General features: G+C 56.8%; 6 protein-coding genes. 5 read left to right on the top strand and 1 reads right to left on the bottom strand.

Annotated features, from left to right (window positions below):
- Positions 1 to 151 precede the first annotated feature (151 nt).
- Positions 152 to 9,034, top strand: coding sequence for a Tc toxin subunit A-related protein (locus ACR0EV_RS10880; RefSeq protein ID WP_480800091.1), 8,883 nt, complete (start codon positions 152 to 154; stop codon positions 9,032 to 9,034).
- A gap of 111 nt (positions 9,035 to 9,145) precedes the next feature.
- Here ACR0EV_RS10880 and xylB read toward each other — a convergent pair whose 3' ends face one another.
- On the bottom strand, positions 9,146 to 10,582 hold the full coding sequence (gene xylB, locus ACR0EV_RS10885) for a xylulokinase (RefSeq protein WP_480800092.1): 1,437 nt from the start codon (positions 10,580 to 10,582) through the stop codon (positions 9,146 to 9,148).
- A gap of 108 nt (positions 10,583 to 10,690) precedes the next feature.
- Between xylB and ACR0EV_RS10890 the strand changes: the two genes are divergently transcribed.
- The 4 genes from ACR0EV_RS10890 to ACR0EV_RS10905 all read left to right on the top strand — a co-directional run bounded on the left by ACR0EV_RS10890 (position 10,691) and on the right by ACR0EV_RS10905 (position 14,932).
- Entirely contained in the window at positions 10,691 to 11,716 is a 1,026-nt protein-coding gene (locus tag ACR0EV_RS10890) for a LacI family DNA-binding transcriptional regulator (protein WP_480800093.1), read from the top strand.
- Between the two features lie 95 nt (positions 11,717 to 11,811).
- Positions 11,812 to 13,116 (top strand): ABC transporter substrate-binding protein, encoded by a 1,305-nt coding sequence (locus ACR0EV_RS10895; protein ID WP_480800094.1) that lies wholly within the window; start codon positions 11,812 to 11,814, stop codon positions 13,114 to 13,116.
- Between the two features lie 106 nt (positions 13,117 to 13,222).
- Positions 13,223 to 14,089 carry a carbohydrate ABC transporter permease gene (locus ACR0EV_RS10900; RefSeq protein WP_170534370.1) on the top strand — a complete coding sequence of 289 codons (867 nt, stop codon included), beginning with the start codon at positions 13,223 to 13,225 and terminating at the stop codon, positions 14,087 to 14,089.
- A 12-nt stretch (positions 14,090 to 14,101) separates the two neighbouring features.
- Positions 14,102 to 14,932: a carbohydrate ABC transporter permease gene (locus ACR0EV_RS10905; RefSeq protein WP_170614620.1), complete on the top strand. Its 831-nt coding sequence runs from the start codon at positions 14,102 to 14,104 to the stop codon at positions 14,930 to 14,932.
- Positions 14,933 to 14,938: the final 6 nt, after the last annotated feature.

A 14,938-nucleotide genomic window follows, 5' to 3' on the forward strand; every position in this document is an offset into this window, starting at 1 on the left:
GCCCGCTCAAACAGCAAAAAGGTGAAGATTTTGAAGAGGATCACCCAATTCAATTCACCATCCAGCGCCGCTGCGGTCCCGTGCTGCAGCGGGACGATTTCAAGGACTGCTTTCTGAACCGAATACTTGCTTCATCGACGGAGGACCTCTCATGCCCGATCCTATTCTTGATCTTCAAAATCTTCGAGAATTGGCTGACCTTCGCAACCGTACGTTGCGGGACACGATAGAAGAAGAGACGGTCATCGCTGCTCTGTCCGGAACTCGGCGCATCGGCTTGGAACGGGCCTTAGCGGACGCAACTCCAGGTCATGAAGACGCAATACGCGAAGCGCTTGACCGGTTGCAGCCAGAAGAGCTTGCCCGCTCACGACCGGAAGATGTCGTACGCACCGTACTCGATGCTGTGGAGATCGAAGACGAGGTGCGTTCTCGTGCTGAAACGATCCTGGTGGATGGCGGCAGGCTTGCCGGTGTTTTTGGCCCTGAAATCAGTGATCTTGCATCTGTTGCAATCTCCGACCTTCCCGAACTCAAACCAGAACTTGCGCGCGCCGAAGTGGCAAAGCTGACGAAGATTGCCGGTTTGCGGGATGGCGCTGCAAAGGCGCTTTTGAGTGCGGTTCCCAACAGCGAATTGTTGACGGATCAGCGCGTGGCCACGCTGGTTATCGATCAGGCTTTGACGAAAGCCGAAGGCCAGCGCATTGGCCTTGTGGCAGGGATCGCCAAGGTTCTGGGCGATGACTCCGACGCGGCTGCGCGGCTGAGTGGTGCGGAGTTTTCCGAGTTGCGCGGACGAATAAAGCAACTGCCCGACATTCTGCGTATCGACAATGACTCTCTGGCCAAGGTCGTTGCCCCCGAGTTGGCAGGTAGCGATCGGGAAGAGGCGATTGCCCGCGCCGACGCAACCAAGGTGCGGATCGAAGAACGCTTTCCCACTGAAGGTCTGGCCGCGCGGCTCAAGATGCCTCCGACAGATCAACTTCGACAAGCGTATGGCAAAGTGCGAACGCTGCTCAAAGACAATCCTGATGCTCTTGATGACACGCCAGCGGGCTTGGATGAAGCCACCACAGAAGGGTTGGCCCAAATCCGGGCAACAGTGAATGCCTATCCCGGACTGGGCACGCGAGAAATCGTCGCGCAGGGTGCCGCGACGCAAGCGACAGTTTCGAAACTCAACCAGCGGGTCGCAGTTTTCGAGGATTTTGCCAAGCAAAACGAAACGCTTGACCTTCGCAGAATGGATTTCTCCCCTGGATCCAAGGATCTGGAAGCGCTCGATTTTCGTGGGGTGTCAAACGCGGATCGGGGCGCTGTCCTCAGCGTATTAAAGGCTCGCGCACGCACGTTGAGTGTCGGTGGTTCAGTGCGCACAAGCGCCGCTCTTATGAAAAGCGGATTGCATTCCGGTCTGAAGATCGCAGATCTGCAGGTGTCCGAGCTTGCCGCGAAAGCCGGCATCGCCGAGGCAGAAGCAAGCATCGTCATCGCAACAGCGCGCGATATGCGGCTTGGCGTCAGCAATATTGTGGCGACATTGGCAGACGAGTTGCGTTGGGAACGCCCTGATTGGACATGGATCGGTCCGCTTTTCGAAGACGTGACAGACGGTTTGAAGGATTTGCCCGGATATGCCGATCTGTTCGGCGACCAAAGCTATTGCGATTGCGCGCATTGCGACTCGGTTCTCAGCCCGGCCGCTTACTTTGTCGACCTGATGACTTTTGTTGACGAGAAGGTCACGCAAAAAGAATTCACCGGCGCAAAAGAAGATCATGCCCTAAAACTCCGGAACCGGCGTCCTGACCTGTGGACGACACCACTGACTTGCGACGCCACACATGACCTGATCCCCACTTTGGAGATCATCAATGAAATTCTCGAAGCGGCTATCGCCACGCGCGAAGATGGCACTATCAGTGGCACCGATCGCTCTGCCATTCTGGACAAGGTCTATGCCGATGTCCTTCCAACTGCCACGCGGTCCTTTGTAACACCGTTTGACCGGCGTGTTGCGGCGGCTGATCTCAACCTCAGGGACTTTGACACAGACCGCGCTGAAATCGTTGCTCTGACAGCGCCAGATGCCGGGGCCGCGGCAAAAAACAGTGCGGCATTAAAGCTTTCTGTTGCCGCATACGAGATGATTACAACGCGCCGCAATCAGTGGGCTTATCTACGTGCGCTTTATCGCAACAGTTTCCCAAGATCAGGCAACACTGCCAATCCATTCGATGTCCAGGACTTGTTGCGCGCGATGGAAATCGACCGGGACACCATTGGTGCGATCATAGAAACCGGCTTTGTGCAGGGCGGAGACAACATTCGCATCGATGCCCAAAAACGCTCGGCTGACAGTGTACAGAACGATATCGAGCGTGTGATCGGAACGACCCGCGACGCCCTTGACCGAATGCACCGTTTCTGGCGGCTGGCCCAGGCGCTCGATTGGCATCCTCGCACACTGGGTGTGGTACTTGAGAGGCTTGGCGGCACCTTGAACGACGCTACCCTGTCGCAAATCGTCGGCATTGCGCAACTGGCCGACAGCTTGTCCCTGGATATCGACGATGTCTTGTCGTTGACAGGGCCAGTTCCAACCGATCCTGTCGGGGCGGATCCGGACGAACCCGGCCTGATGGACCGGCTGTTTAACGGTGCCGCAGCTGGCGTTGGCGCAGCACCTTTCCCCGCGCCTGCGCTACGTTTTGTTCACCCTGCGCTGCGTGACGACGCAGCATTGCCGGAAACCGGTCCGAATGCGGGTGTCTTTGTCTCGCAACGGTTGCGGGTGGCGTTGGGAATTTCAGACGAAGACTTGTTGCACCTGATCCTGATGCTGGCACCGGCACTTGGGATAGACCCGGACGCCGCTGCAGAGGACGACCGGGGCTTTCTGTTGTCCGCAGACGCGTTGTCGTTGCTCTACAGACATGCGCTTATGGCGGATGCTCTGAGACTGGATTTTTATGAGCTTGGGCTTGCGATCCGTATCGCAACCGGAGGCGACGCCATCACAAGCGCAAACGAGATGCACCGCCTGCTTGAACAGCACGACAGGTTTGCCCGGTTGGCGGTCGATCTTGAGGCCGCTTCATCGCTTATGGGCTTGCTGGATGACCCTGTCGAAGCTGGGTTGTTCGTTGACGTGGAAGACCTTGCGCTCGAGGTCGTTTCACGGATTGCTACCGACGAGCGCGCTATTTTCGCACCTACAGTCTTTGCCTTCTTGGACGGCGTTACCGAAGATCAGTCACGCGCCATTGTCGAAGCCAATGCAGCCTTGTTCCAGGCGGAACCCCGCGACATGCTGAGGCTGGCCCCTGACGTAGGACTTGCACCGGCGATTGCCGCACCTCCAGGTGGTTTCCCAAGTGGGATCACGGAAGCTGACCTTCAACTGCTTATCGACACATTCAATCTGCGGGTCGTCGTCCCCGAGGTCACGGCAGCGGCGCTCGAAATCTCCACAGGAAAACTGAACGCAATTTCGGCGCTTACGGGTGCGGACATTACCGCCCAAGCCGTCATTGACGGAGTGTTTGCGTCGGATCACGGGCCACTCAGGGACGCGGCCGCCCCAATGGTCAGGGCGCTTGCCATATTCCAGCATGAAGCGTTAACCGCTGATCGCGTGGCTTTTGTTGACGCCAACCGAGCGCTCTTTGATCTGGCAGATCCCGTAGCACCCTATTCGCGAGGCGCAATCCTGTCGCTTGCGGCATATCTGGATACGCTGCTTGATGATGACGGGCTGCCGGGTCATCCCGAGACTGTTGAGGCCGTTTTGCTTGCCCACACAGTCGCCGGTGGATTTGCTGCGGCCGACACAGATCAATTCGCCCAAGCTGCTGGCGGTGACGTCGCCACCATCCGCGTGTTTGAGGCCGGAGCCAGCCTGCCCGCTAACGCGCTGAGCGCGCTGGACCTGATGCGCAGGATCGTGTCGTTTGCGCAGGATCGCGGCCTTGGCGCAGACGCGCTGGCCCTGTTGGCATCGTCCGACCCAGCAGCACTTGGTGAAGGCGCCGAAAGCCTGAAGGCCGCGCTTCAGCTTCGCCTTGTGGATGCCGAAAGCTTTGAAAAGGCAATGGAAGTACACGAAGACGCTCTTCGCGGGCGACGCCGGGATGCTCTGACCGACTACATGATCCGTGACAGCAATGGCAGGTTCGATGACCGGGGCGATCTGTACAATTACTACCTGATCGACCCTGATATGGAAGGTTGCGCCCGAACCTCGCGCGTTGTTTCAGCTATCGGGTCTTTGCAAAGTTACATTCACCGGATTGTACTGAACTTGGAACAGGACAGGCGCGATCCGGACGCTGGCAACCATGTGCATGTCAGCCCCACACGGATACCGTCCGACGAATGGGAATGGCGCAAAAACTACCGGGTGTGGGAGGCGAACAGAAAGGTCTTTCTATGGCCCGAAAACTACATGCTGCCCGAGTTGCGGGACAACAAGTCACCTCAGTTCGAGGAACTTGAAAAAACTCTGCTGCAACAGGATATCACAGAACAGACTGTACTGGATGCGTATGCCACTTACCTGCGCGGTTTCGAAGAAGTGGCAGGATTAAGGATCGCCGGTGCCTACCACGAACATGTCTGGAGCGACGGGCGCGACGTTTTGCATGTTTTTGGCTGCACGTCTGACGACCCGCCGAACTATTACTATTGGACAATCGAAAACCTTACGTTTTCAAAACTGCGAGATGACCGGCGCGTTTCCTATTCAGCCCGCCGGAAACTGGGAATTGCTGTCCCGGTTCGCGATGTGTCGCCCATCATCTACAACAACCGTTTGCACATATTCTGGCTGGAAATCAGCACAAACCCCTGGACCCGTGTCCGCGATGGCGAAAACGAGTTTATTGGCTATCGGCACACGCTACGCCCCAAGTTTTCATTCCTCAAACTGGACGGCACGTGGAGCACCCCGCAATCCATCGAACTGAAGGGGCGTTACTTCACAATGTGGGATCAAGGCATTCTGCTGGAGGCCGTCACCAGTCGGGGAACATCCTTGGAGATACCTGCATGGACGGATGACTTCTCAACCAGCCATACCGAGGCACAGGATGGGCACACACTTGTGACGCCCGCCTGGAAGAAGGTGTATCCGGGCATACTGAACGGCGATCTCTACCTGAATGTCGGCGGCCACCACGTCCCATATCGCATGGATATGTTCGAGCGTGTCGGCTATCCGCCTACAACCACCGAACGCAACAGGCTGGACATTTACTGGAACCGAGACCCGGGCATTATGCATATCACCGGATCCCGAAGCGCGCGGCGCATCTATGAACAGACGGTCGAAGGCAGCGGTTTCTGGCTGCCGGGCTCAACGGTTGCCCGACAGGATTTCACGACCGCCCGCTGGAATTTCGAAAGCAACATCTACGGATTGTCTTATAGCAGAGACAGTCTTGATAGTGCCGACGGCAACTGGAACCTCGATCCCAGTGATCTCGGCGCGTCCGTAGCGCGTGTCAATGATCCCGAACCTCATGTCGTCGTGCCTGTGTCCGATTGGGGGTTCCCGGCAGCCTTGGTTCAGAAGGACTCTGATGTCAGCTTCTTTCACTGGTCCTTTGACTGGTCAGGTCGGCCGTACGAAGCACGGCGTTTGGGGACGACTGTATTGGGTGATCTCGGGCGCACGCTTTTCTATGGCGGCGTGGACGGCCTTCTCGACAAGATGGCTCAGGCCGACTATGCCGAAAAGTCTCATCTTATCACCAGTGCGAATAACCGAACGCGGGTCGTCGGCCCGACCAACCGGCTCGATTACACGGGTCCACTGGGCGTCTATTTCCGCGAGCTGTTCTTTCACATTCCGGCACTGCTCGCCTCGCACCAGAACAGCAGAGGCGACTACGCTTCGGCGCAAGGCTGGTATCAGGCCATCTTTGACCCAACAGCCAAATTCGACAGCGGCGTGGATCTGGGTAGCCTCTCGGACGCTGCACGCCTTCAGGCAGAAAGAGACAGGGTCTGGCAATACTACGAGTTCCAAGGCATGGAACCGCCAAGCCTGCGCGCCATCCTGACGGACGAAGATGCACAAGAGGCGTATCGCAAAGATCCCTTCAACCCCTACGCGATCGGACGCCTCAGGCTGTCTGCGTTCCAGAAGAACATCGTTATGCGGTATTGTGACAACCTGCTGGACTGGGCAGACAGTTTGTTTCAGCAGTTCACACGTGAAAGTGTGGACGAGGCCCATATTCTCTACGATCTCGTTCGTCAGATCCTCGGACCGCGCCCTGCGGATGCGGGCGATTGCGGCGAAGGTATCGTTCGTCCACGCAACTTTGAGCGGATCAAGCCGCACATGGAAAAAGGGCAGGATTTCTTGATTGAGGTTGAAAACTGGATCATTCCAAAACGCCCAAAATGGGTCGGCGTTAACGACCTTGTCATCGCCGGCCGCACATTCGTGGGTTACGAAAGATCAGACACGCTGGGCGCCGAAATTCGGGGCAAGGTCGAGTCGGCGGTAAATGCGGAAGTCCGATTTGATCACTCCCGGCCTCCGCTATCGGCCGAAAAGGTCGAGGTGGCCAGCCTCGGAGCGACGGAATTGATGCTGGGCGATGACAAGACCGTCGCCAACTTGCCCGACTCTGCAACTGCCAAACCGGCACCCAAGTCGGTATCGGCTCATGTCGCTGAAGCACAGCGCTTCGATTTTGCCGTGGCAACGGACGGTCGGCCCGGACAGCAAATTGACTGGAACCGCGCAGGACGCGTGGACGCAGAACGCGCAAACCTCCGCTTTATCGGGGCGGGCGGGCGCAATGCCCGTATCTGGGGACGCATTCGTCCGGATCGCTTTACCTGGCATATTGTCCGGCAAATCGGACCGGTCTTTTGCATACCGCGCAACAAGGATTTGCTGGCGCTTTGGGACAGGGTCGAGGATCGGCTTTATAAAATTCACAACTGCCGAAACATCGACGGCGAACGTGTCGACCTGGCCCTGTTTGCCCCGGAAATCGACCCTATGGCGTTGGTACGTGCACGAGCCGCCGGTTTGAGTTTAAGCGACATCCTAGGTGCGTCGGCGGGCAATTTGCCGCCCTATCGGTTCTCATACCTGGTCGCCAAGGCGCGTGACTATGTGGGCCTTGTCCAAGGGTTCGGGTCCAAGCTGCAATCCGCCATGGAAAAACGAGACGCCGAGGAGCTTGCAAAACTCAGGTTGACGCAGGCGATCAACATGCAAAATCTCGTCACCAAAATCCGCGAGAACGAGGTAAAAATCGCCAAAGAAAGCCTTGCCGAGCTGGAAAAACGCAAGGAGATGTTTGAGTATCGCGAAAGCCACTTCCAGCAGAAGATTGATGATGATCTGCTGCCATGGGATCGGGCCGAACAGGTGCTGACTCATGGCGCGGGTATCAGCAAAGTTCTGGCCGCTATTCTGAACGGCACCTCCGGTATTTTGCACCTGATACCGCAACTCGGATCACCTTTTGCCATGAAATACGGAGGCCACGAGCTTGGTCTATCCGGTGAGAAATGGGCAAAGGTCTTCAAGGACACCGGTGATCTGTTGATGATCGCCGCGAAATCCGCGTCCCTTGAGGCGAAATACGCCAAGCAAAGGAAAGAATGGAAGCACGGTCTGAAACTTGAAGGCTATGAGCTCAAGCAGATCGAAAAACGCATTAAGGCCGCGGAAATCCGGCTGCAAATTGCCGAAAAAGCACTGTCGAACCATGAGCAAGCGATAAAAGACCAAGAAGAACTTCTTGATTTCTACGAAACCAAATTCACCGGCGAGGCACTGTATTCATGGATGGCGTCTACACTTCAGACCATCTACCGACAGGCGTTCAACGCTGCCATGTCTATGGCACGGCTGGCCGAACAGGCGTATCGCTTTGAACGCCCAAGCGATCAGACCCAGTTGCTGGAATTGACATATTGGGAACCGGGACAGGCCGGGCTTCTTTCAGGTGAAAAACTGGCGGTCGACCTGATCGAGATGGAAAAGCGTTACCTCGAAACGAATTACAGAACGCTTGAAATCACGCAACCATTCTCACTCAGCCAATTGAATCCCGCCGCTTTGATGGCGCTTCGCGAGGACGGCGAATGCGAGTTCACCGTGCCCGAGCTTGCCTTCGATCTGCTGTACCCGGGTCAATACCGCAGGCGCATCAGATCAGCGCGGCTGTCGGTGGCCTGCGTCACAGGGCCTTATGTCAACATTCCAGTGACGTTGACCCTGACCGGGGCAAGGATCAGGATCGAACCGACCCTGGACGGCGCAGCGGGGCTGACAGATTCCCTGCTGCGTCATACGGTTCAGATTGCAACCAGTACAGCGCAGAATGACTCGGGTACGTTCGACTTCAGCTTCTCTGATCCGCGCTATATGCCGTTTGAAGGTGCCGGTGCGGTCGACAGCACGTGGAAACTGACACTGCCAAAAACCTTCAAACCGTTTGACTACGACACCATCACGGACGCGGTATTGCACTTGTCCTATACAGCTGAAAGCGATGGGGTTCTGCGCGACAGGGTCGAGGCTGAAAATGCGGCCTTGGAAGGCGCGCTGTTTGGCGTTCTCGAAGACACCGGATTGCCCCGCGCGTACAGTTTGCGGCAGGAATTCGGCACTGCGTTCCATCAGTTGACCAACGGTCCTGTAGGCGTGGAATCGGTTGTATCACTCGATGAACGCGCCCTGCCCTATCCATTACGTGGACGTAACCTTTCCATCGACCGCGCACTCCTGTTGTTGAAGCCAAACGAAGGCTTGAACGCAACCGGCACCGAAATCCGATTGAATGGCGCGGTGCTTTCTGGGTTTGCAGCAACGCCGGAATTCCCGGGCTATGTTCTGACAGATGCCACTGCCGCTCTGGCAGCGGGAATTACCGGCGACCACGCAATTGCGGTGGCGGATGCTGGTGATCTTGGGCCGGGTACCGCCCCGGCAGCACTGAACGAAAGCGCGTTACTGGATATGGTGATCTATGTAGAGCTGACTTTGGACTGATCTAAGGTTCCGGCGTGATGTTTCGGTTAGCCGAAGAGAACGCGCCGTTGCAGCGTGCTCAAACGGCGTTTTGCGAAATCCAATAGGTTACGCGGTGGTAGCGCATGGCGATCAATCGACCACGCTGACGGCTTTATACAGCCTTCGGAATCGCTGTAAACGCTCGGACAGACCGGCCAACTCGTCAGGTTCGAACCTATCAGTCGTGGACGGCCGAACTGCAAGATCGGCCTCACGCAAAGCACCAACACCGCATGCTGCAAGACGGGCGGCACCGTAGGCAGGACCGGAATCCGATCCTTCTGAGCGCACGATAGGTTTGCCTGTAACCGTCGCAATCAGGCCCAATAGCAGATCTGACTGGCTGCCCCCTCCGATCGCGGCCAGTTCAGGCAAAGTGTCAATTGTATCGCCGAAACTCTGTGCTGCATCAGCAAAGCAAAACGCAATGGCTTCTACAACAGAACGACAAATCTCAGCGCGTGTCGTCGAATCCTCAAGACCAAAGAAACTCGCGCGGATATGGGGATCTCCTAAGGGACTTCGCTCGCCAGTCAGGTAAGGCAGGAAAATCGGCACACGCTCTCCACTGACCGTTTCGGCAAGAGCAACAACTTCGGCAGCGGAAAGCCCCAATTGGCCACCTATCCACGAAATTGGCCGCGCACCGTTCAGCATTGCGGCCATTTGATACCAACGGCCCGGCAACGTGTGTGCAAATGCATGTACATAACGTTCAGGGTTGGGTTTGTATTCACTATCTGCCACGAACAGTTGGCCGGAGGTTCCCAGCGAGATAAACCCACGTCCCGGTTCGGTAGCGCCCAGAGACACAGCGCCTGTCGCGGCGTCACCGCCTCCGGCAACCACGGGTACGCCCGCTTTCAACCCTGTGATGGTTGCAGCTCGTGCTGTTACACTCCCAACAACGTCAGTGCCGTTAAAAATCGGCGGAAGCCAGTCGGGTAAGACGCCAGTGGCCTCAGCAATCCCGACATGCCAGTTGCGCGTGGCCTGATCCAGCCAAAGTGTTCCCGCAGCATCTGATGTATCGGTCGCCAATTCTCCGTGCAGACATAAGCCGATGTAATCCTTGGGCAGCAGAATATGCGCGAGACGCGAATAGTGTTCGGGTTCATTCTGTTTCAGCCATGCAATCTTGGGCGCTGTGAATCCTGGTAACGGAAGAACACCTGCGACCTGCCCGATTTGCGGCTGGGCCATGCGCAGTTCGTCGCATTCTCGCGCTGATCTGCTGTCATTCCAAAGGATAGCCGGGCGGATCTGGCGCAGACTGTTATCCAGCAACACGGCCCCATGCATCTGTCCAGATAGACCGATGGCTTTTACCTCTGACAGCGTGACTTGTCCGGAAAGTTGGTTCAATGCGTCGCGTGTAGCCTCCCACCACAGGTCCGGGTGCTGCTCGGACCATCCAGGCAGCGGAGAGGACGTTTCAATCCCTACAGAGGACGTCGCGAGAATCCGATCAGTATCTGCGCAGACAAGTTTGACTGCTGATGTTCCGATATCAATCCCGAGATACATTCAGACCTCTTGCACTGCTCATGTCCGGCTATTGATTTTTTGGCGCGCGCAAAGAATATGTAAAAATATGATAAGATCAAGGCGGCTGGAATCCGCAGGCAGACTGGAATGACCAAAATAAAAAATATGGAAGAGTTCGCGGCGCTCAGCGGGATCTCGCGACCCACGGTGTCCAAGTATTTCCACGACCCCGACAGCGTGCGCCCGACAACAAGGGCGCGCATCGAAGAGGCGCTGGAACGGTTTGACTATCGCCCGAATATTTATGCCGTGAACCAGAACCGGAAACTGACCAAGAATATCGGCATCGTCGTGCCCTACCTTGCCGATCCCTTCTTCGCTGAAATTGCCCGGTATCTGGAACAGTCCTGCATTGCGGCAGGCTATCGACCGTCCTTGTTCAGCTCACACGGGGAACAAAAACTGGAAAACGAAATTCTGGACGGGCTGCAATCCATGAAACCCGCAGGGGTTCTGCTGGCACCATTGGGGCGCATCTCGGACCGGTCCGCAATCGAAAAATTCTGTGCCAATGTGCCTACCGTCCTATTCGACAGTAACCTTGATGGTCTGGGGGCAGCTTTTGTTGGTTCGGACAATTTCAGCTTTGTATCGCAGACCGTGGAATACATGACACGGACAGGCGAGCCGCCTTCTTTCTTTGAAATGCGCACACCTGCAAACCCAAACGCCAACAAACGACGGAAGGCCTATGTCGAGGTTATGGAACGCTTGGGGTTCGAGCCTCATATCATCAAAGTCGATGGCAAAGGCTGGGCTTTTGAAGAGATCGGGCACAGGGGCGCTTTGAAAGTTCTGGCAGAGCGTGGACTGAAAACAGACTCGGTTTTGTGCAGCAATGACCGGCTGGCCATCGGCTTTCTTGCAGCCTGTTTCGAACAGGGGATTCGGGTGGGACGCAAAGATGATTGCACGCTACGCGTGGCCTCGAATGACGATCATCCCTTTGCAAAATTTACATGCCCATCTCTGACCACCGCTGCGCATGACTACGACAACGTTGCGGGGCGCAGCGTAGAGACTCTGTTCGAACTTATTGAAAATGGTGGGGAATTTGAAACACGCAGTGAAACCCTTTTTCCCGCAAGGTTGGTTCTGAGGGATTCTGCATAAGCTTCTATTTTTAACGCGCGTAAAGTTTTTATTGACGTCGCGACAATTTACGATCTAGGCTCCCTGCACGACATCCAAGCTCAGGGAGGACAGGGATGTATCTGAAGCACGCACTTCGTGCGGCGACTGCATTGACTTTCGTCGCCACGGCAGCGGCCCACGCGCAATCCATCACGATCGCCACTGTGAACAATGGCGACATGATCCGAATGCAGGGCTATACCGACAAATTCACCGAAGCGACCGGCATCGACGTCGAATGGGTGACACTTGAAGAAAACGTGCTGCGTCAGCGCGTGACCACCGACATCACCACCAAGGGCGGTCAGTTCGACATCATGACCATCGGCATGTACGAAACGCCCATCTGGGGCGCGAATGGATGGTTGGTCCCGTTGGAAGGCATGTCCGCCGAATATGACGTGGACGACATCCTGCCCGCGATGCGTAACGGCCTCAGCAACGACGGCACGCTGTATGCAGCACCGTTCTACGGCGAAAGCTCGATGGTGATGTACCGCACCGACCTGATGGAACAGGCCGGTCTGGAGATGCCTGATGCGCCGACGTGGCAATTCATCCGTGAAGCTGCGGCAGCCATGACCGACCGGGACAACGACATCAACGGCATCTGCCTGCGCGGCAAGGCGGGTTGGGGTGAGGGCGGTGCCTTCATCACCGTGACCGGGAATTCCTTCGGTGCGCGTTGGTTCGATGAGGACTGGAAACCTCAGTTCGATCAACCCGAATGGAAAGAGGCGCTGACCTTCTTCGTCGATATGATGAATGAGTCTGGCCCAGCGGGATATGCGACCAACGGGTTCAACGAAAACCTGTCGCTGTTCCAGCAGGGCAAGTGCGGCATGTGGATCGACGCCACCGTTGCGGCGTCCTTTGTGACCAACCCGGATGACTCGACCGTGGCTGATCAGGTTGGTTTTGCGCTGGCACCAAATTCAGAAGGCGTCGACAAGCGCGCCAACTGGCTCTGGGCTTGGGCGCTGGCCATCCCAGCAGGTACGCAGCAGGAAGATGCCGCCAAGCAGTTCATCGAATGGGCAACTTCGAAAGACTACATCGAGTTGGTCGCCGAGAATGAAGGTTGGGCCAACGTACCTCCGGGCGCGCGGACCTCGCTGTATGAGAACCCGGAATACCAGAAGGTTCCGTTTGCCAAGATGACGCTGGATTCGATCCTTGCAGCCGATCCGGATAACTGCTGCGCGCAACCGACACCCTATGTTGGCATCCAGTTCGTCGCGATCCCAGAATTCGCAGGCATCGCCACGCAGGTGAGCCAGGAGTTCTCGGCAGTCTATGCCGGACAGCAGACGGTGGACGAAGCCCTTGAAAAAGCGCAGGCCTTCACCGCCGAAGAAATGGAAGCCGCAGGGTACTGACGTCTTCTCCCCGCGGGTGGGCAGCGCTCTGCCCCCCGCCCCACCCTTCCACAACCCGCGTTTTTCTCGCAGGCTAAGCTACGCCTGAACAGAGAGGTCTTGCGTCATGGCTACTCAACATTCCCGATCCGTTGCTCGCCTGATGATGGCACCCGCAGTGGTCCTGCTGCTTGGCTGGATGCTCGTGCCTCTGACGATGACGCTGTATTTTTCCTTCAAGAAATACCTGCCGCTGCGCGGCGGTGATCTGGGATGGGTCGGGTTCGACAACTACGTCCGATTTGTCTCCTCAAGCTCGTTCTGGCCAGCAGTACAGGCGACACTCATGATCGTCGGCGGTGTTCTGGTTATCACCGTAGTTCTGGGCATCCTACTCGCGATGCTTCTGGATCAACCGATGTGGGGCCAAGGGGTTGTCCGCATCCTCGTGATCGCACCTTTCTTTGTGATGCCCACTGTCTCTGCGCTGGTGTGGAAAAACATGTTCATGGACCCGGTGAACGGCCTGTTGGCGCATTTGTGGCGCTTCTTCGGGGCCGAGCCGATCTCGTGGCTGTCCGAGGCATCGATGACCTCGATCATCATGATCGTTTCTTGGCAGTGGCTGCCCTTCGCAACGTTGATCCTGCTGACCGCGATCCAGTCGCTAGACAGTGAGCAGTTGGAAGCAGCAGAGATGGACGGCGCACCGGTCCTGAAACGCTTTTACCACATCATCCTGCCGCATCTTAGCCGCGCGATCACCATCGTGATCCTGATCCAGACGATTTTCCTGCTGTCGATATTCGCCGAGATCTTCGTGACCACCGGCGGCGCATTCGGCACCCGCACCCTCACCTACCTGATATTCCAGCGGGTGCTGGAAAGCCAAAACGTCGGCCTTGGATCAGCCGGAGGTGTCTACGCCATCATCCTTGCCAACATCGTTGCGATCTTCCTGATGCGCATCGTCGGCAAAAACCTGGACGCGTGAGGAGGTAAGACCATGGCCCGCGCCGTCACAACCCGCCGCAAATCGCTGAACACTGCCCTTGCCTGGGCCGTCGGACTGCTGATCTTTTTCCCGATCCTGTGGACTATCCTGACCAGTTTCAAGACCGAGGCACAGGCGATTGCTAGCCCGCCCCTGTTCCTGAATTTCGATTGGACGCTGGAGAACTACGCCATCGTGCAGGAACGGTCCGACTACATGCGGTTCCTGTGGAACTCGGTTATCATCGCAGGTGGCTCGACCATTCTGGGTGTGATCATCGCCGTACCCGCCGCTTGGGCCATGGCCTTTGTGCCCTCGAAACGCACCAAGGACATCCTGCTGTGGATGCTGTCCACCAAGATGCTGCCAGCGGTCGGTGTTCTCTACCCGATCTACCTGTTGTTCATCCGTCTGGGCCTGCTGGACACGCGCGGCGGGCTGGTCGTCGTCCTGATGCTGATCAACCTGCCGATCATCGTCTGGATGCTCTACACATACTTCCGCGAAATCCCCGGAGAAATCCTTGAGGCCGCGCGGATGGACGGGGCGACTCTGAAAGAGGAAATCCTCTACGTCCTGACGCCCATGGCCATCCCCGGCATCGCCTCAACAGTGCTGCTTAACTTCATCCTCGCGTGGAACGAGGCGTTCTGGACGCTCAACCTAACAGCCGTTGACGCCGCCCCTCTAACCGCCTTCATCGCCAGCTATTCCAGCCCCGAGGGCCTGTTCTTCGCCAAGCTCAGCGCGGCCTCGACCATGGCTATCGCACCGATCCTGATCCTTGGCTGGTTCAGCCAGAAACAACTTGTCCGCGGCCTGACCTTCGGCGCTGTGAAATAAGGAACA

It is taken from the genome of Ruegeria sp. CF8 (assembly GCF_056537285.1).

What these genes read in the sequence shown, in the direction of transcription:
- ACR0EV_RS10895 (WP_480800094.1), top strand. Translation starts at nt 11,812, where the DNA reads ATGTATCTGAAGCACGCACTTCGTGCGGCGACTGCATTGACTTTCGTC.
- xylB (WP_480800092.1), bottom strand. Translation starts at nt 10,582, where the DNA reads ATGTATCTCGGGATTGATATCGGAACATCAGCAGTCAAACTTGTCTGC.
- ACR0EV_RS10905 (WP_170614620.1), top strand. Translation starts at nt 14,102, where the DNA reads ATGGCCCGCGCCGTCACAACCCGCCGCAAATCGCTGAACACTGCCCTT.
- ACR0EV_RS10900 (WP_170534370.1), top strand. Translation starts at nt 13,223, where the DNA reads ATGGCTACTCAACATTCCCGATCCGTTGCTCGCCTGATGATGGCACCC.
- ACR0EV_RS10880 (WP_480800091.1), top strand. Translation starts at nt 152, where the DNA reads ATGCCCGATCCTATTCTTGATCTTCAAAATCTTCGAGAATTGGCTGAC.
- ACR0EV_RS10890 (WP_480800093.1), top strand. Translation starts at nt 10,691, where the DNA reads ATGACCAAAATAAAAAATATGGAAGAGTTCGCGGCGCTCAGCGGGATC.